This window comes from Rhodococcus sp. HM1, assembly GCF_023218075.1.
GTDB lineage: Bacteria > Actinomycetota > Actinomycetes > Mycobacteriales > Mycobacteriaceae > Rhodococcus.
This window is the reverse complement of sequence record NZ_JALPTB010000098.1, coordinates 1-17602: the sequence shown is the minus strand read 5'-3', so window position 1 is coordinate 17602 and position 17602 is coordinate 1. Positions and strand designations below refer to the sequence as shown.

Annotated in this window: 18 protein-coding genes and 1 riboswitch; of the genes, 3 read left to right on the top strand and 15 right to left on the bottom strand. The window is 68.4% G+C overall.

What is annotated here, in order from left to right:
• Positions 1-827, top strand: an 827-nt coding sequence (locus tag M1M07_RS29755) for a metallophosphoesterase (RefSeq protein WP_248676458.1), incomplete at its 5' end; no start/stop codon positions are given.
• A 36-nt stretch (positions 828-863) separates the two neighbouring features.
• On the opposite strand, the gene M1M07_RS29750 is transcribed toward M1M07_RS29755, so the two are convergent.
• From M1M07_RS29750 to M1M07_RS29685, 14 genes are all read right to left on the bottom strand, one after another.
• Complete coding sequence (locus tag M1M07_RS29750) at positions 864-3263, bottom strand: excinuclease ABC subunit UvrA (RefSeq protein WP_248676457.1); 2400 nt, start codon at positions 3261-3263, stop codon at positions 864-866.
• A gap of 181 nt (positions 3264-3444) precedes the next feature.
• Complete coding sequence (locus M1M07_RS29745; RefSeq protein WP_197250438.1) at positions 3445-3855, bottom strand: VOC family protein; 411 nt, start codon at positions 3853-3855, stop codon at positions 3445-3447.
• A 10-nt stretch (positions 3856-3865) separates the two neighbouring features.
• Positions 3866-4303 (bottom strand): helix-turn-helix transcriptional regulator, encoded by a 438-nt coding sequence (locus M1M07_RS29740; protein ID WP_248676456.1) that lies wholly within the window; start codon positions 4301-4303, stop codon positions 3866-3868.
• Positions 4304-4480: 177 nt separating this feature from the next.
• The gene (gene gcvP / locus M1M07_RS29735; protein ID WP_248676455.1) at positions 4481-7333 is read right to left on the bottom strand and encodes an aminomethyl-transferring glycine dehydrogenase; all 2853 of its coding nucleotides are present in this window, start codon (positions 7331-7333) and stop codon (positions 4481-4483) included.
• A 170-nt stretch (positions 7334-7503) separates the two neighbouring features.
• Positions 7504-7598: riboswitch (glycine riboswitch) on the bottom strand.
• A gap of 88 nt (positions 7599-7686) precedes the next feature.
• Positions 7687-8253, bottom strand: a complete 567-nt coding sequence (locus M1M07_RS29730; protein WP_231609861.1) for a MerR family transcriptional regulator — start codon at positions 8251-8253, stop codon at positions 7687-7689.
• A gap of 314 nt (positions 8254-8567) precedes the next feature.
• Positions 8568-9041: a bifunctional nuclease family protein gene (locus tag M1M07_RS29725; RefSeq protein ID WP_197250434.1), complete on the bottom strand. Its 474-nt coding sequence runs from the start codon at positions 9039-9041 to the stop codon at positions 8568-8570.
• Positions 9042-9185: 144 nt separating this feature from the next.
• Positions 9186-9926, bottom strand: coding sequence for a MerR family transcriptional regulator (locus tag M1M07_RS29720; RefSeq protein WP_197250433.1), 741 nt, complete (start codon positions 9924-9926; stop codon positions 9186-9188).
• Positions 9926-10393, bottom strand: coding sequence for a glycogen accumulation regulator GarA (gene garA, locus M1M07_RS29715; protein ID WP_197250432.1), 468 nt, complete (start codon positions 10391-10393; stop codon positions 9926-9928). Before garA ends, M1M07_RS29720 begins: the two co-directional genes overlap by 1 nt.
• A gap of 179 nt (positions 10394-10572) precedes the next feature.
• Complete coding sequence (gene gcvH, locus M1M07_RS29710) at positions 10573-10977, bottom strand: glycine cleavage system protein GcvH (RefSeq protein WP_197250431.1); 405 nt, start codon at positions 10975-10977, stop codon at positions 10573-10575.
• A gap of 43 nt (positions 10978-11020) precedes the next feature.
• Positions 11021-11758: a DUF881 domain-containing protein gene (locus tag M1M07_RS29705; RefSeq protein ID WP_197250430.1), complete on the bottom strand. Its 738-nt coding sequence runs from the start codon at positions 11756-11758 to the stop codon at positions 11021-11023.
• Positions 11759-11761: 3 nt separating this feature from the next.
• Positions 11762-12127 (bottom strand): small basic family protein, encoded by a 366-nt coding sequence (locus M1M07_RS29700; protein ID WP_197250429.1) that lies wholly within the window; start codon positions 12125-12127, stop codon positions 11762-11764.
• Entirely contained in the window at positions 12124-12984 is an 861-nt protein-coding gene (locus M1M07_RS29695) for a DUF881 domain-containing protein (RefSeq protein WP_248676454.1), read from the bottom strand. The genes M1M07_RS29700 and M1M07_RS29695 overlap by 4 nt, the downstream gene beginning before the upstream one ends.
• On the bottom strand, positions 12981-13607 hold the full coding sequence (locus M1M07_RS29690; RefSeq protein ID WP_197250427.1) for a CDP-alcohol phosphatidyltransferase family protein: 627 nt from the start codon (positions 13605-13607) through the stop codon (positions 12981-12983). The genes M1M07_RS29695 and M1M07_RS29690 overlap by 4 nt, the downstream gene beginning before the upstream one ends.
• Positions 13608-13688: 81 nt before the next feature.
• Positions 13689-14306 (bottom strand): CoA pyrophosphatase, encoded by a 618-nt coding sequence (locus M1M07_RS29685; protein WP_197250426.1) that lies wholly within the window; start codon positions 14304-14306, stop codon positions 13689-13691.
• 172 nt (positions 14307-14478) lie between these two features.
• Here M1M07_RS29685 and M1M07_RS29680 point away from each other — a divergent pair, with 172 nt between their 5' ends.
• Positions 14479-14874, top strand: coding sequence for an MmcQ/YjbR family DNA-binding protein (locus tag M1M07_RS29680; RefSeq protein ID WP_248676453.1), 396 nt, complete (start codon positions 14479-14481; stop codon positions 14872-14874).
• A 31-nt stretch (positions 14875-14905) separates the two neighbouring features.
• Here the strand turns inward: M1M07_RS29680 and ubiG are convergent, their stop codons facing one another.
• Entirely contained in the window at positions 14906-15703 is a 798-nt protein-coding gene (gene ubiG / locus M1M07_RS29675) for a bifunctional 2-polyprenyl-6-hydroxyphenol methylase/3-demethylubiquinol 3-O-methyltransferase UbiG (RefSeq protein ID WP_197250424.1), read from the bottom strand.
• Between the two features lie 208 nt (positions 15704-15911).
• Between ubiG and M1M07_RS29670 the strand changes: the two genes are divergently transcribed.
• Positions 15912-16958: a beta-mannosidase gene (locus M1M07_RS29670; protein ID WP_248676452.1), complete on the top strand. Its 1047-nt coding sequence runs from the start codon at positions 15912-15914 to the stop codon at positions 16956-16958.
• Positions 16959-17602 lie beyond the last annotated feature (644 nt).

Genomic DNA, 17602 nt, shown 5'->3' with positions numbered 1-17602 from the left:
CCTCCCGACGCCGCACCCTACGCATCGCCACCGCCGTCGCCGCCCTCACCTCGGTCACCGCCGTCGCATACGGAACCGTCGAAGCCTCCCACCCCCGCATCGCGCACGTGCGGGTACCGCTCCAGCGCCTGCCCGCCGAATTCGACGGGCTGCGCGTCGCCCTCGTCACCGACCTGCACGTCGGCCCGGCGCGCGGCGCGGACTTCACCCGCAAGGTCGTCGACCTCGTCGCCGGCGAGAACCCCGACCTGATCGTGCTCGGCGGCGACCTCAGCGACGGCACCATCGCGCGCGTCGCCGCCGACCTCGAACCCCTCCGGGACCTGGACGCACCACTCGGGGTGTTCGGGGTCAGCGGCAACCACGAGTACTACTCCGACGACGCCCTGGCCTGGCTCGACCACTGGGAAACCCTGGGCGTGCAGACACTGCGCAACGAACACGTCACCCTCACCCGCGGCGCCGACAGCATCGACATCGCCGGGGTGTACGACTGGACGGCCCCCGCCCCGCACGAAGCCGACCTCGCGGCGGCCCTCGACGGCCGCGACCCGAACCGGTTCGTGCTGCTCGTCGCGCACCAGCCCCGCCAGGTACTCGACGCCGCCGAACTCGGCGTCGACCTGCAACTGTCCGGCCACACCCACGGCGGCCAGATGTGGCCGCTCGGCCTGTTCGTGCCCCTGGCCAACCCGAGCGTCACCGGACTCGACCGGTTCGACGACACCACGCTCTACACCTCGCGCGGCGCCGGCGCGTGGGGGCCACCCGTCCGCGTCGCGACACCCCCCGAGATCACGATCCTCGAACTCGTCACCGAACCCTGATCGAATCCGGACCCCTGCGTGCCCGGACCCCTGCGGTCAGGCCCCGACGTACTGCGCGAGGTGCTGCCCCGTCAGCGTCGAGCGCGCGGCGACCAGGTCCGCCGGGGTGCCCTCGTAGACGACCCGGCCACCGTCGTGGCCGGCACCGGGTCCGAGATCGATGATCCAGTCGGCGTGCGCCATCACGGCCTGATGGTGCTCGATGACGATCACCGACTTCCCCGCATCCACGAGCCGATCCAGCAGCGCGAGCAGGTTCTCCACGTCGGCGAGATGCAGGCCCGTCGTCGGTTCGTCGAGGATGTACACGTCGCCGCTCTCGCCCATCTGGACGGCCAGCTTGAGACGTTGCCGCTCGCCGCCGGACAGCGTCGTGAGCGGCTGCCCGATCTTGATGTAGCCGAGTCCCACGTCGGCGAGGCGAGCGAGGATCCGGTGCGCCGCCGGGATCTTCGCCTCGCCCGACCCGAAGAACTCCTCGGCCTCGGCCACCGACATGTTCAGGACCTCGTCGATGTCCCTGCCGCCGAACCGGTACTCGAGCACCTCGGCCTGGAATCGCTTGCCCTCGCACACCTCGCACGGCGTCGCCACCCCGGCCATCATCGCCAGGTCCGAGTACACGACACCCGCACCGTTGCAGTTCGGGCACGCACCCTCCGAATTCGCGCTGAACAGAGCGGGTTTCACCCCGTTCGCCTTCGCGAACGCCTTGCGGATCGGCTCCAGCAGACCCGTGTACGTCGCCGGATTGCTGCGCCGCGACCCCTTGATCGCCCCCTGATCGATCGCGACGACACCGTCCCGGCCCGCGACCGACCCGTGGATCAGCGAACTCTTCCCCGACCCCGCCACACCCGTCACGACGACGAGCATCCCGACCGGAATGTCGACGTCGACGTCCTGCAGATTGTGGGTGTCCGCCCCACGGATCTCGAGTGCCCCCGACGCCGTCCGCACCGAAGTCTTCAGTGCCGCACGGTCGTCCAGATGCTTACCGGTCAGCGTCCCACTCGACCGCAGCCCCTCGACCGTGCCCTCGAACACGATCTCGCCACCGTCGGCCCCGGCGCGCGGGCCGAGGTCGACCACATGGTCGGCGATGGCGATCGCCTCGGGCTTGTGCTCGACGACGAGCACCGTGTTTCCCTTGTCGCGCAACTGCAACAGCAGTTCGTTCATCCGCGCGATGTCGTGCGGATGCAGGCCGATCGTCGGCTCGTCGAACACATAGGTCACGTCGGTGAGCGACGACCCGAGATGCCGGATCAGCTTGGTGCGCTGCGCCTCGCCACCGGACAGGGTGCCGGCAGGCCGGTCGAGGCTCAGATAGCCGAGTCCGATGTCGACGAACGAATCGAGGGTCCGGCTCAGCGATTTCAGCAGCGGGGCGACCGACGGCTCGTCCAGCCCCCGCACCCATTCGGCGAGGTCGCTGATCTGCATCGCGCAGGCGTCGGCGATGCTGATGCCGGCGATCTTCGACGACCGGGCCTCCGCCGAGAGACGGGTGCCCTCACAGTCGGGACACGTCTGGAAGGTGACGGCCCGGTCCACGAATGCCCGGATGTGCGGCTGCATCGCCTCCCGGTCCTTGGACAGAAACGACTTCTGGATCTTCGGGATCAGACCCTCGAACGTGATGTTGATGCCGTCGACCTTGACCTTCGTCGGCTCCTTGTACAGCAGATCGTTCAGCTGCTTCTTCGTGAACTTCGAGATCGGCTTGTCGGGGTCGAAGAATCCGCATCCGCGGTAGATCCGGCCGTACCAGCCGTCCATGCTGTACCCGGGGATCGTCAGCGTACCCTCGTTGAGGGACTTGCTGTCGTCGTACAGCGCGGTGAGATCGAAATCGGAGACCTTGCCCATGCCCTCGCAGCGCGGGCACATGCCACCGGTGATGCTGAAACTGCGGCGTTCCTTCACGGTCCGGCCGCCCTTCTCGACCGTCACCGCCCCGGCGCCGCTGATCGACGCCACGTTGAACGAGAACGCCTGCGGCGAACCGATGTGCGGCTTGCCCAGCCGGCTGAACAGGATGCGCAACAGCGTGTTGGCGTCGGTCGCGGTGCCGACCGTCGACCGCGGATTCGCGCCCATCCGCTCCTGATCGACGATGATCGCCGTGGTCAGGCCCTCGAGCACATCCACGTCCGGACGAGCGAGCGTCGGCATGAATCCCTGCACGAACGCGCTGTACGTTTCGTTGATCATGCGCTGTGACTCGGCTGCGATCGTCGCGAACACCAGCGAGCTCTTCCCGGATCCCGACACCCCGGTGAAGACCGTCAGCCGTCGCTTGGGAATCTCGACATCGACGTTCTGGAGGTTGTTCTCGCGAGCACCGTGCACCCGGATCAGGTCGTGACTGTCGGCCGGGTGTCGCCCCCCGGTGGGCACCGTCCTCGTCGCCGTCTCGGTCCTCGTGCCCATCGCATCTCCCCGTTCCGTTCTGTTCGCTCTCACCCCGGTTACCCGCCGGAGCAGTATCGCCGATCGGTGTGACAACCCCGGACGGATTCACCTGTCCCGGCGCCCGATCCGCGCATTCCCCTGCTGCTGCTTCCCCCGAGAGAACACACCCATGCCGGCGGCTCTGCCGTCCGGGGCCTCGTCATCGCACCTCGTTGATGCGGATCATGTTTCCCGCGGGGTCGCGCACCGCGCAGTCCCGGATCCCGTAGGGCTGCTCGATGGGCTCCTGGACGATCTCCGCGCCACCGGCTTCGAGCGCCGCGAAGGTCGCGTCCAGGTCGGGTGTCGCCAGCGTGAGCATCGCAAACGTGCCCTTGGCCATCATTTCGCTGATCACGCGCCGCTCCTCGTCGGTGATTCCGGGATCCGCGGCGGGCGGATTCAGGACGAGCGACGTCTCGGGCTGGGCGGGATGCCCGAGAGTGATCCAGTACATGTCGTTGTAGCCGACCTCCTTGCGCACCTCGAAACCGAGCAGGTCCCGATAGAACGCGAGGGCGGCGTCACGGTCGTCGTGCGGAAGGAACGCGTTGTGGATGGTGAGGTTCATGGCGACCACGCTAGATTCGGGACGCGGCCGACGCTTCTTGAATCCTGATCGGTCTCGTCACCTGTTTCGTGACGCACGAAGGCATCTCGGCGTCCGAGCGCGCCTGCGCGCGGTACGCGCTCGGCGACACCCCCACCAGCTCGGTGAATCGCGTGCTGAACGTGCCGAGGGACGAACACCCGACCTCGAAACACACCTCGGTGACACTCATGTCCCCGCGCCGCAACAGCGCCATCGCCCGCTCGATCCGACGCGTCATCAGGTAGGTGTACGGCGGTTCGCCGTAGGCCAGGCGGAACTGCCGGCTCAGATGGCCCGCCGACATGTGCACGTCCCGCGCGAGCTGTTCCACGTCCAGCGGCCGGGCGTACTCGCGGTCGATGCGGTCCCGGACCCGGCGCAGCCGTGCCAGATCCCGCAATCGTTCGGAGTCTGCTCGCGTCGCCACGTCTCCATGCTCGCACGGCCCATCGCGGATGGGTGAGCGATGTGGGACGTGGGGTTATGCGTGTCGTACCGCGTGCCGAGTGGGGTGGAGTTCGGTTTTTATTTACGTTCCGTCTTGTGCAGAATATTTCGATCGAAGATCGGGGTGCCGGTCTCACCGGCACCCCGAATCGGACGATCAGTCGGCGTACGCCTCGAGCGGCGGGCAGGAACACACGAGGTTACGGTCCCCGTGTGCCCCGTCGATGCGCCGGACGGACGGCCACACCTTCGCGCGCGACTTCCCCAGCGGGAACACCGCGATCTCCCGCGTGTACGGGTGGTTCCACTCCCCGACCAGGCATTCCGCCGTGTGTGGAGCACCGCGCAGCGGGTTGTCGTCGACCGGCCACTCCCCTGCCCCGACGCGGTCGATCTCCTTGCGGATCGAGATCATCGCGTCGACGAAGGCATCGAGTTCGGCCGGATCCTCGCTCTCGGTCGGCTCCACCATCAGCGTTCCCGCGACCGGGAAACTCATGGTCGGCGCGTGGAACCCGTAGTCCGCCAACCGCTTCGCCACGTCGTCGACGGTGACGCCGGTGTCCTTGGTGATCTGGCGCAGATCGAGGATGCACTCGTGCGCGACCATGCCGTTCTCGCCGGTGTACAGCACCGGGAAGTACTCGTCGAGACGGCGGGCGATGTAGTTGGCGGACGCGATGGCCGTCAGCGACGCACGGCGCAGGCCCTGCGCACCCATCAGCTTGATGTACGCCCACGTGATCGGCAGGATCGACGCCGAACCGTAGGGCGCGGCCGACACGGGTCCGGCGCCCCCGAGCTCGGGTTCCTCCGGATGACCCGGCAGGTAGGGCGCGAGGTGCTCGCGGACACCGATCGGTCCCACCCCCGGCCCGCCGCCGCCGTGCGGAATGCAGAACGTCTTGTGCAGGTTCAGATGGCTCACGTCGCCACCGAACTTGCCCGGGCGCGCAAGCCCGACGAGCGCGTTGAGGTTCGCCCCGTCGATGTACACCTGACCGCCCGCGTCGTGGACGGCCCCGCAGATCTCGGCGATCTCGTGCTCGTACACACCGTGGGTCGACGGGTAGGTGATCATGATCGCGGCCAGGCGCTCGGCATGATCGGCGATCTTCGCGCGCAGATCGTCGAGATCGACATCGCCGTTCGGACGGCACGCAACGACCTCGACCCGCATCCCGGCCATCACCGCGGAGGCCGCGTTGGTGCCGTGGGCGCTCGACGGGATGAGGCACGTGTCGCGATGGTCGTCGCCCCGGTCGAGGTGGTAGTGCCGGATCGCGAGCAGACCGGCGTATTCGCCCTGGCTGCCGGCGTTGGGCTGGAGGCTGACGCGGTCGTAACCGGTGATCGCGGCGAGCCAGCCCTCGAGGTCCGCGATCAGCCGGCGGATCCCGGCGGTCTGCTCCGCGGGTGCGAACGGGTGCAGGTCGGCGAACTCCGGCCAGGTGATCGCTTCCATCTCGACGGCGGCGTTGAGCTTCATCGTGCACGAGCCGAGCGGGATCATCGTCCGGTCGAGCGCCAGGTCCTTATCCGACAGCCGCCGCAGGTACCGCATCATCGCGGTTTCGGTGCGGTACTTCGTGAACGACTCGTGCTGCAGGAATGCGCTGGTGCGGGCCAGTGCGGCCGGGAGCGCCGATCCCTCGCTCTGCGCGGTGCCCGGGGCGCCGAAGGCGTCGAGCACCGTGCCGATGTGCGCGCTGGAGGTCGCTTCGTCGCAGGAGATGCCGACGTGGTCGTCGTCGACGAGGCGCAGGTTGAGGCCCGCCTCGCGAGCGGTCGTGACGATCTGTACGGCGCGACCGGGAACCCGGGCCAGAACGGTGTCGAAGAACTCGGCGTGCACGATCTCGATGCCGGCGGCGCGCAGCGCGGCGGCGAGGGTTTCGGCGTGCGCCGCGACCCGGCGTGCGATCGCGGTCAGGCCGTCGGCGCCGTGGTACGAGGCGTACATCGCGGCCAGGACCGCCAGCAGAACCTGCGCGGTGCAGATGTTGCTCGTCGCCTTCTCGCGGCGGATGTGCTGTTCACGGGTCTGCAGGGCCAGCCGGTAGGCGGGATCTCCGTCCGCATCGACGGACAGGCCGACCAGGCGGCCCGGAAGGTTGCGGGTGTGCGCCGTGTTCACGGCGAGGTAGCCGGCGTGCGGGCCACCGAAGCCCATGGGCACACCGAAGCGCTGGGTGGTGCCGAAGCAGGCGTCCGCGCCCTGCTCGCCGGGCGGGGTGATCAACGTCAGGGCCAGCAGGTCGGCGCCCACCGCCACGAGTGCACCGCGGTCGTGTGCGGCGGCGATGATCGGGGCGGCGTCGAACACCCGTCCGGATGCGCCGGGGATCTGGAGGATGACCCCGAAGAAGTCGCCCTCCGGCAGTCCGTCGTCGACGAGATTCGCGGTGACGATCTCGATGCCCAGCGGCTCGGCGCGGGTGGCGAGGACGGCCGCGGTCTGGGTGAAGAGATCGGAGTCGACGAGCACGCGGGGGCTCTTCGACTTGCGGTTGGCGCGGCGGAGCAGGGTCATCGCCTCAGCGGCGGCGGTGCCTTCGTCGAGCATCGACGAGTTCGCGACCTCCATGCCGGTGAGGTCGGAGACCATCGTCTGGAAGTTGAGCAGGGCCTCGAGCCGGCCCTGGCTGATCTCCGGCTGGTACGGGGTGTACGCCGTGTACCACGCCGGGTTCTCGATGATGTTGCGCAGCAGCACCGGCGGCGTGAGGGTGCCGTAGTAGCCCTGACCGATCATCGAGGTCGCCACGGTGTTCTGCGCCGCGAGCTCGGTCAGCGCGGCCAGCACCTCGTGTTCGGACAGCGGCGCGTCCAGCACGTCCAGCCCGTCGGCGATCCCTCCGGTGGCCGGGTCCAGGATCGCGGCCGGCAGTGCCTTCGCCGCGAGGTCTGCGAGTGCGTCGACGCCGACGACGTCGAGGATGCGGCGCAGTGCCGCCTGATCGGGGCCGACGTGACGGTCGGCGAACGTGGAGGTGACGGCATCTGTCATGTGCGATTCCCGGGTGATCGGAGGTCCACGTCCGCGCACGGTCGCACGGCGTGCTTCCCTCCCCCTCTGTCGCGAGCTCGGCGGGCGAGCGCCTGAGAGATTCGGTGACCGGACGTCCGGTCCCTTTCCCCGTGGGCGGGTGGGTGCTCCCACCGCTTTCCAGAGGCGTCGGAGCCCGCACGGTCCTCGGTACCTGAGAGATTGACGGGGAGGTGCTGCTCCTTCGGTGCCCGGATCGGATCCGGAACTCTCCCGTGCGGCGGCGACGCATTGGCGATTCTAGTCCACGGCGATCGCCGCAATCGCGGTCACGGACGCCTGCACGGTGTGATGAACGTCTAAAATCCCCGGCTCTAGCCGATGCGGCGATTGATGCGGTTGCGGCGACGGGACGCAAGCTCGTCCTCGGGTCGCTGCTCGGCGGCGCCTCCGTCGGCGCGCTCGGCCGGGAAGTCCGCGATGCTGCCGGTCAGCTCGCGCATCGCACCGCTGACCGCGATACCGAACACGCCCTGTCCGCCCTGCAGTAAATCGACGACTTCCTCGGGCGACGTACATTCGTACACGGTGGTGCCGTCGGAGAACAGCGTGATCTTCGCCAGGTCCCGCACCCCGCGCTCACGCAGGTGATCGACCGCGACGCGGATGTTCTGCAGCGAGATGCCCGTGTCCAGCAACCGCTTGACGATCTTGAGGACCAGGATGTCCTTGAACGAGTACAGTCGCTGGCTTCCGGAACCGGCTGCGCCACGGATCGACGGCACGACGAGGTTCGTTCGAGCCCAGTAGTCGAGCTGGCGGTAACTTATTCCGGCGATCTGGCATGCGATCGGAACGCGATAACCGACGAGTTCGTCGGGAACCGAGTCGTCGGGGAACAGACCCGGCTGGATGTCGTCCGTTTGTTGCGTCGACGACATCGAGGTCGAGCGGTTCCCTTCGTCGATATCGCCGTGCCCCTGTCCCTGCGGCCGATCTCGCACTGTGTTGACTCCCTCTTACGTGCCCACCCGTCGCCCCGTAACAACGGACGGGCGGATTCCCCCCCACCCATCCGATCGTCGCGTGCTAGTCAAGGCCCGTCGAGCAGATCCGAATTGCGGATTCACTCAGCGTACGCTCTGTCTCGAGCGTAGGGCAGCAACACGCCGACCGGTCGTAAAACCTTCGAGTCGTACCGCGTGCCCCGACCCGGAGGGATCGAGGCACGGTAGAACAGCCGATGACGTCCGATTCAGCCGTCCGTCGCCTTGAAGTCGTCGGGCGACACGGACTCGAGAAATTCCTTGAACTTCTCGACCTCGTCCTCCCGTTCGTCGGGCATGACGAGACCGGCCTCCGCCAGCACCGGTTCCTCGACGAAGACCGGTACACCGACGCGCAACGCTACAGCGACCGCGTCCGAAGGGCGGCACGACACGCGCATGCCACCCTGGAAAATCATGTCGGCGTAGAAGGTCCCCTCCTGCAGGTCCACGATCCGGATCTCCTGCAGGACATGCCCGAATGCTTCCAGAAGGTTCTTGATCAGATCGTGCGTCAGCGGACGCGCCGGTTCGACGCCCTGCTGTTCGAGCGCGATCGCAGTCGCCTCCATCTGACCGATCCAGATCGGCAGATACCTGTCGCCGTCGGCCTCTCGCAACAGCAGGACCGGCTGGTTCTGCGGCTGTTCGACCCGAATGCCCACTATCCGCATCTCGCTCATGCCGGTGCCTCCATCCCGCTGGCCGTCCGGGGACGAACCCCGCGTGGCAATCCTGCCTGAATTCTAGTGCGATCCGGCAAGCGCGTCAGGTGCCGGCGGCCGTCGGGGTTCTCACCGCGATCGCCGTCGGCGTGCACGAACGGTTCAGCGGTCGAGTGCGCCGTGAACCGCTGCCTTCACCAGGCACGTGTGCAGCGTCAGTGACAGCGCCGCCAACTCCCGGACCATCTCCTCGGCTCGCGCCCGCGCTCCCGCGTCGCGCCCCTTGGCGATCGGACCCGCGATCTGCGCGACCAGGCTCGCTTCCCGGTCCGCCGCGAGCTTGAACGCCCGCAGGTGCCGCACCTCGAGCCCGAACTCCGACATGGCCTTGGCGGTTCGGGCGAGCAGCACCGCGTCCCCGTCGAAGAATCCCGCCGCGCCCGGCACGATCAGCCCGGCACGAACCAACTCGGTCAGGAAGCCCACGTCGATCCCGGCGCGCTCGCACAGATCGTCGCGGCTCATGCGGACTTCACGGTCGGTGCGCAGCACCTCGGGCGAGACCTCGCCCGGCGCCACGGCCAACGGCCGTGGACGCTTCGGGCGGGACTCCACTGCGCCCACCGTTGCGGCACCTCGGTCGATCGCCTCGAGCTGTTCCTTGATCACCTTCAGGGGCAGGTACTGATCCCGCTGCGCGGTCAGCACGTACCGCAGTCGCTCGCAGTCCTCGATCGAGAAACGTCGATATCCCGAGGGCGTGCGTTCCGGGCTGATGAGCCCCTCGGCCTCGAGAAACCTGATCTTCGAGATCGTCACGTCCGGAAACTCCGGGCGGAGCCGATCGAGAACCGACCCGATCGACATTCCGCCCGGTGCCGTTTGGCGGGCAGCAGCGGTCATCAGCTACCTGCGCCCTGGTTTCCTCGCGGACCGGTGAGGAACACCAGCCGGAACTTTCCGATCTGCACCTCGTCGCCGTTCGCCAGCACCGCCGAATCGACAGGCTCGCGGTTGACGTAGGTGCCGTTGAGGCTTCCCACGTCGACGACCTGGAACTCACCCTCGTCCTGACGGAACTCGGCGTGCCGACGGCTGACGGTCACGTCGTCGAGGAATATGTCGCTGTCCGGGTGCCGTCCCGCGGACGTCGTCGGCTGGTCCAGCAGGAAACGCGATCCAGCGTTGGGTCCACGCTTGACGACAAGCAGTGCCGACCCGGCGGGCAGTCCCTCGACACCCGAGACCGGAGCCTCCGAGGTCGCCGCCCCCGAGCCGGCGGTTTCCAGTTCACTCAGGAAGTCGGCGCGAAACACCGAAGTGGTTTCCGCAGGGGTTTCCTCGTATCCCGCGTTGCCGTTCTCGCTCACCGTTACTCCTTATCCGTTCGACCGATCGGGCAAACCACCCCGACCGGTCGTTGTTTCGTTCAGCCACGATCACTTTCGACTACGGACCCGCGCCCCCGACAACGGCACACGCCTGACACGACCGTACCCTGAGCCGGCTCCCCGGCGTAGGCGGACGCGGTTGTCGCGCACGGGAACCGTCAGTTTTCGATGAGAGCGCGGTAGGCGTCGGCGTCCAGCGTCTCGCCGAGCGCCGCGTCCAGCTCACCCTCGCTACCGACCTCGACGTCGACGAGCCACCCTCCGCCGTAGGGAGCCGAGTTCACCAGCTCGGGGTTCGCCTCCAGATCCGTGTTGACCGCAACCACTTTCGCGCTGATCGGCGCGTACACGTCCGAGACGCTCTTCGTCGATTCGACCTCGCCGAAGGATTCACCGGCGGTCACCTCGGTCCCGGTCTCCGGCAACTGCACGAACACGACGTCGCCGAGCTGCGACTGCGCGTACGCGGTGATACCGATCCGCGCGGTGGTCGCGCTCGTCCGCTGCACCCATTCGTGTTCCGCCGTGTAACGCAGATCGGCGGGGGTTTCGAACTCACTCACGACAGGGTCCTTTCGGCGACGACATTCGTCACGAACGTCTGATTCAGTTTCCGGGCTGAGAGTATTGGCGCGCTTCGACCTGCCGCAAGGCGGACACGTCGACCTGCGGTGACTGTTCGATCACCAATGTTCCTCCGGTCCGCGCGACAGTGTCCACAACTCCGCCGGGGATGTTCAGCGCGGCCGCGAGGGTCGGTCCGTCCCCGATCGCGGTGACCGTGTACGGGGCGACGAGCGGGACGTCGTCGACGACCACGGCACCGCCGGGACCGGTCACCCACGAGTCCACGCCGATCCGGACGGGCGGGCCGCCGGCCCCGGCGATCTGGATGGCTTCCGCTCCGGCCGCACGCAACTCCTGGATCATGTCGAGGACGACCTCCGAGCCGACGCCGCGCACCGGATCGGTCACGGTCAGTACGACACCCGGGCCGGTGGCCGGGACCGTGCCGACCTGGATCGCCAGGTCCGAGAGCCGCGCGCGGGCCTCGTCGAGAGCGGCCTCCGATCCGTTCTGCTCCAGGCTGGTCAGCGTCGATTCGAGCGCGGTGATCTCCTGACGCAGCTCGGCCTCGGTGCGGTTCAGGTTGTCGAGCAGCACGAGCAGGTCGGCCGGGCGGGCCGAGTCGAGGGCATCACCGGATTCGGTGCTGCGGACCTGGGTGGCGATCGCGACGCCGAGCAGCACGATCAGCAGCCCGGCCAGGGCCGGGAAGAGCAGGCGGCCACGGCGCGGGGCCGATTCCGGTGGGTCGTGCAGTTCGTGTCGTCCTTCGGCCACGGGTCACGCTCCGAACAGGCGGCGGCGCAGCGCGGACGCGTTGCCGAAGATGCGGATGCCGAGGACGACGATGACGGCGGTCGACAGCTGGGTGCCGACGCCGAGTTGGTCGCCGAGCCAGACGATCAGGGCCGCGACGAGCACGTTGAACACGAAGGACACGACGAAGGTCTGGGCGTCGAAGATGTCGTCGAGGTACGCGCGCAGGCCGCCGAACACGGTGTCCAGAGCGGCGACGACCGCGATCGGAAGGTACGGCTGGATGACGTCGGGTACCTGTGGGCTGAAGATCACCCCCGCGGCGATGCCGATCGCGAGGGCCAGTACCGCGTAGAGCGCGTGGCCGTGCCTGAGCCCGTTCTGTTTCAACGATCTCCCTCCAGTGCAGATTCGATGTCGCGCACGGCCGCGGCCGGCATGGTGACGTCGTCGGCCTCGGCGACGGTGAAACTTACTCCGTACAACTGCTGGACGCCGGACATCCGCAGGTAGGCGTCGCTGACGACGAACGCGGTCTGCAGGCGGCTCGGCGATCCGATGGCCGACACGACGTACGGGGAGAACACCGGCCGGTTGTCGACCAGCATGGCCCCGCCCGCCTGCCGGACGGTGACTCCGGGACCGATGCGCACGTCGTCGACCGCGACGGCTTCGGCGCCGCCGGCCCACAGGGCGTTGATCACCGCTTGCAGGTCGCGGTCGAGCAGGACGGCGGTGCGGGGGTTGCCGCGTTGCCCGGAGTCCGACAGGTTCGGTTTCGCCGCCGGGTCGCTGAGCGTGACGGTCACGCCGGGACCGTGTACCTCGGTGGCTGCGGCGGCGTCCTCGGTGCGCCGGAGCTCGCCGAGGATGTCGGTTCCGGCGCCGTTGTCGGTGAACAGTTCCTCGCGGCGCCGGTCGATGTCGGCGGTGAGGTCGTCTCGGGTTGCGGTGAGGGTGTCGACGCGTTCGGAGGCTGCGCGGACTCCGGCGAGGATCTCCGCCTGCGTCCGGTCGGAGCCGGGCCCGGGTTCGGTGGTGTTCGAGTAGGCGATGCCGATGGTGAGGCCGGTGAGGAGGGCACCGACGGTGAGCCAGACGAGGACGCCCTTGCGGGCGGGCCGGGTGTGTTTCGTGGTGCGGTCCTCGGCGGCCGCGGCGTATCCGGGATCGAGGTGGTCCTCGAGCAGGGCGGTGAGCAGCGACGGTGTCGGGTTGCGGCGGATCTGTTCCCAGTGCTGGTTCATCGGGGTTCCCGGTGGCCGCCGATCGGTGGTGTGACGCGCGCGGTTTCGACGGCGCGGTACAGGTAGAGGGCGCCGGTCCAGACGTACAGGACCGTTCCCCAGATCAGCGCGGCCCAGCCGAGCGGCTCGGCGATGTCGGCGGTGGCGGGGACGGCGAGCGCGAGGAGCAGCAGCGGCAGCGCGCACATCAGCAGGAAGGTCGCGCCTTTGCCGAGGTAGAGGACGTCGGGCGGGGGCAGACCGCGCCTGCGGTACACCGCGAGGGTCGGGGCGAGGACCAGTTCGCGTCCGATGAGGATCGCGGCGATCCACCACGGGAGGATGTCCCGGGCGACCAGGGCGACGAGTGTGGTGACGATGTAGAGGCGGTCGACGAGCGGGTCGAGGAGGGCACCGAGCCTCGAGGTCTGGTCGAGCAGCCGGGCGAGTTTGCCGTCTGCCCAGTCGGTGGCGCCGCTGAGGACCAGCACGGCCAGTGCCCACCCGTCGGCGTGCGGGACGAGCATCAGCCAGAGGAACAGCGGGATGCCGATGAGTCGGACGAAGCTGAGCAGATTGGGGACGGTGAGGATGCGGTCGGACGCGGCCGGTGCGGAGCCGGCGGTCGTCGCGGCGTCGTTCATCGTCGAACCTGCCTCGTGTTCGTGGTGACGGTCGGGTTCCGACAGCCTCCCATAGTCACGTTCCGGGTCCGGTCCGGCGGGTCAGCGCCAGGCGAAGACCGGTTGTTCCAGATCGTCGATGCGGGTGTGCCGGCCGTGCAGCGCGACCTCCCGGAACTGGTACACGACGGCGGCGGTGGGTGCGTGGACCAGGTGACCGCGGAACGGCCACTGGATGACGGGCTTGTCGGATTCGGGGATGGGGACGAAGCGGGGTTCGCTGTCGATCTCGGTGGCGGTGACGGCGAAGAGTTCGGCGACCTCGTCGGGGCTGGGCTGCAGGTCGGTGACGGGGACGTCCGACCACACGACGAACGGGGACATGACGTAGCCGGATCGGGTGATGTAGTCGTCGAGGCGGCCGACGATCTGGGTGTGGTCGGCCCGCAGCCCGAGTTCTTCGTGCAGTTCGCGCAGGGCCGCTTCTTCCGGTGTTTCGCCGGGGTCGAGGCGTCCCCCGGGCAGCGCGAACTGTCCGGGGTGGGCGCGCAGTCGCGTCGGCCGGCGGGTGAGGGGCATGACGCCGTTGCCTGCTCCGTCGTCGAGGATGGCGACGACCACGGCGGCGTGGCGCCGGCCGTCGAGAGGGAGGCGTCGCGATTCGAATGCGGCGAAGGTGTCTGCGAGGGCATCGCGAGCAAGGGGTTCGGGCACCGGCATGTCCTCGACAGTACGACGTCGGCACGCGATTCGGCGGTATCCGTCCTCGTGGTGGGGTCGAGGGTGTCGGGGAAGCGGTCGGTTGTTGAGTTCGGGATATTTTGCAATTCCGTATGATCCGAAATCATCCAACCGCCCGAAAGACCTCCCGGCACGCGGGTACGCTGCCCGCATGCCGCATCCGATCATGTTCGACAAGGCCGATCCCCTGCTGGCACGTATCCGGTCGCTGGCCCTCGCGTTTCCCGGTGCCGGCGAGAGGATCTCGCACGGACGCCCGTTCTTCCACACCAAGACGGCGTTCGCGGTCTACGGCGGCTCCGACAAGCCGAGCGGCACGCCTTTCCCCCGGTCGGTGATCATCAAGCCGGAACCCGAGGAGCGCCTCGCGCTGCTCGGGGAACCGCACACCTACCTGCCCGCCTACTTCGGGCCCTCGGGCTGGGTGGGCTACGACCTCGACCGGGACGACGTGGACTGGGACGAGATCGGTGAACTGCTGGACATGTCGTTCCGGGTGACCGCGCCGGCATCGCTGATCCGCGAACTGGACGCATCCTCGAAGTGAGGCCGGGGCCGGCCCCGCTCCCCTCCCCCGGTCAGCCGCGCGCGCCGGCCTTGACGGCGTACCCCATGTAGTTGGCGCCGGTGTAGGGCACGCGCCCGAAGTTGAGACGGCGACTGAATTCGCCGTAGGTGATGCGTCCCTGCCGCGCGCGGTGCATGTCGACGAGGCGGCGGGGGTCGAGGGTGCGCAGTCCGAGCCCGGTGAGTTCGGCCGGGCGCAGGCCGTGGCGCTCGAGCGCTGCGGTCAGTTCGGCGGGGGTGATGAACATGGACCAGTCGTGGATGGGGGTGTCGAACATCCGGGTCCATCGCCATTCCTGCATGATCTTGATGACCACGAGCTTGCCGAGCCACGTGCGGTTGATGGTGTCGAAGAAGTACAGACCGCCGGGCGCGAGCGCGCGTGCGGTTTCGGCGAGGACGGCGTCGAGGTCGTCGACGTGTTCGAGGACGTCGCAGCAGTAGGCGAGGTCGAACGACGCGTCGGGCACGGGCAGACGTTCGCCCACTCCCCTGCGGTAGTCGATGGTGAGGCCGTTCGCCGCGGCGTGCCGCTGTGCGGTCTCGAGCGACACGGTGGACGGGTCGATGCCGACGACCGCGCAGCCGGCTTTCGCGAAGCGTTCGGCGAGGAATCCTCCGCCGCTTCCGATGTCGAGGGCCCGCAGCCCGTCGAGGGTCGCGTAGCCGCGTTCGCGGAGGACGCTGCGGAAGTAGTCGTACCGCGCCGGGGTGAGGCTGCCCTGCAGCAGATTGAGCGGGTTGGACTCGTCCCACCAACCCACACCGATCCGGTCGTAGACGTCGTTGTCGATCGGCACGGCGGTCACCGTCCTTCGTTCGGGGTCCGGTGGTTTCCCACATTCCCCGTCCCTGACGGATTTGTCCAGGTCGCCGCCTGGTCGGGTACCCGGGTCCGTCTTCGATCTCGGTGGAGTGAGCCTCCGCCATGCGATTTCGGTAATTTTATTCTTCCGTCTCCTCCGTAATCCGGCCGCGTGCCGCGCGCCGTGTGCCTCATGCCGATAGCGTCGTGGCATGCGAACTGGTGCCATATTCCTGGCGACCGTGCTCTCGGTCGTCCTGGCCGTGGCCGTATGCGCGGCGACGTCGAGCACCACCCCCGTCTCCCGGGTTGGGGTTTCCGGAAACGGCCTGACGCTCGACGGCGTCCCGTGGTGGCCGACCGGTCTCGACGCGTATCAGCTCGCCACCCACTGGAGCGTGAATCGCGGCTGCGGAGCCGAGGTCGATCTCGACGCCTATTTCATGTCGCGCCCTCCGGGTTCGGTGACTCGCTTCAACGCCTTCCAGCAGCTCGCGGTGAACAAATCCACCGGCCGGATCGATTTCGGCCCGATCGATGCGGTCTTCGCGGCCGCCGAACGGCACGGCAGTCTCGTCATCCCGGTGCTGGCCGGGCAGGACGGCGCCTGCGAGGACGAGCGGTACAAGGACCGGGACTGGTATCGCTCCGGATGGACCGTCCCCGGCTCCGCTTCCCTGAGCTACCGGGACTGGGTGAGCACGGCCGTGTCCCGGTGGGGCGCGTCCCCGGCTATCGCGGCGTGGGAACCGATCGGGGAACCGGAAGCCGGGATCTGCCACGACGCGGGATGCAGCCCGCAGCAACGCAGCTGCCCGGACGATTCGGCGCAGGTCCTGCGCGACTGGCACGACGCGGTGGGCGCGCTGATCCGCACCAGTGATCCGGTGCACCCGATCACGGCCGGGTTGCTGGGCGGCGACCAGTGCGGAACCGCCGGCCCGGGGTATGCGCTCGTCGCCGACTCCCCCTACGTCGACTTCGTCCAGTACCACGACTACGACGACGCGGCGTTCCTGCCGCAGCGGCTGGCACAGACGTCCAAGCCGCTCGTCGTCACCGAACTGGGTATCCACGCGGGCAGTTGCCTGCCGCTGCAGGAACGCGCGGACCGTATCGGCGCCCGCATCGACTCCTACGCCGAACTCGGCGCCGCCGGGGCGCTGCTCTGGGCGTTCGTGCCCGATCCCCGCCCCGAGCAGTGCACGTACGACATCGGCCCCGACGATCCGGTTCTGGCGATCCCGCAGCTGAACTGACGCGGGGGCAGCGGGCACGCGAGGGTTACCCGGCGACCCGCCACACCCGCCACATCGGCTGGTCCAGCCCGCTGTTGGGCACCTCGATGTCCAGCGTGGCGAGCTGCGCGCCGTTCTCGTAGAGGGTGGGGTACCGCCGGTTCACCGCGTCGGAGGTGCCGCGCCCGGTCGGCGGGACCGACAGGATGTAGCGGACGCCGTAGGCCGCCGGGTCGTTGAGGATGCGGGTGAAGTCCTCGTCCGAGGGCAGCACGAACTGGCGGGGGTTGTCGCTCGCGGCGAACACCGCGAATCCGTACACGGTGTCCATCACGACCGATCCCGGTGGCAGGGTTTTCGCGTCGAGGTAGTCGGCGAGGGCCCGTTCGGTGGCGAACGTGTTCAGGGTCTGTTCGCGTTCGGTGCGCAGTGCGGTCGGGCGGTCCTGTCCGAGGATCGAGATCGCGGCCAGGGCGTGTTGTTCCTGGGACAGGGTCGGCGAGAACATCGTCGTGAGGGCGATCGGTAGTCCGAGCACCAGGGTGGCCGCGCCGACGCCCGACAGGAGGCCTGCGGGATTGCGCGGGTCGGTGGGCCGGGTGCTGTCTCTTATACTCATCTGACGCTGCCGACGACTTAATAGGTGTAGATGCCGGTGGTGGCCG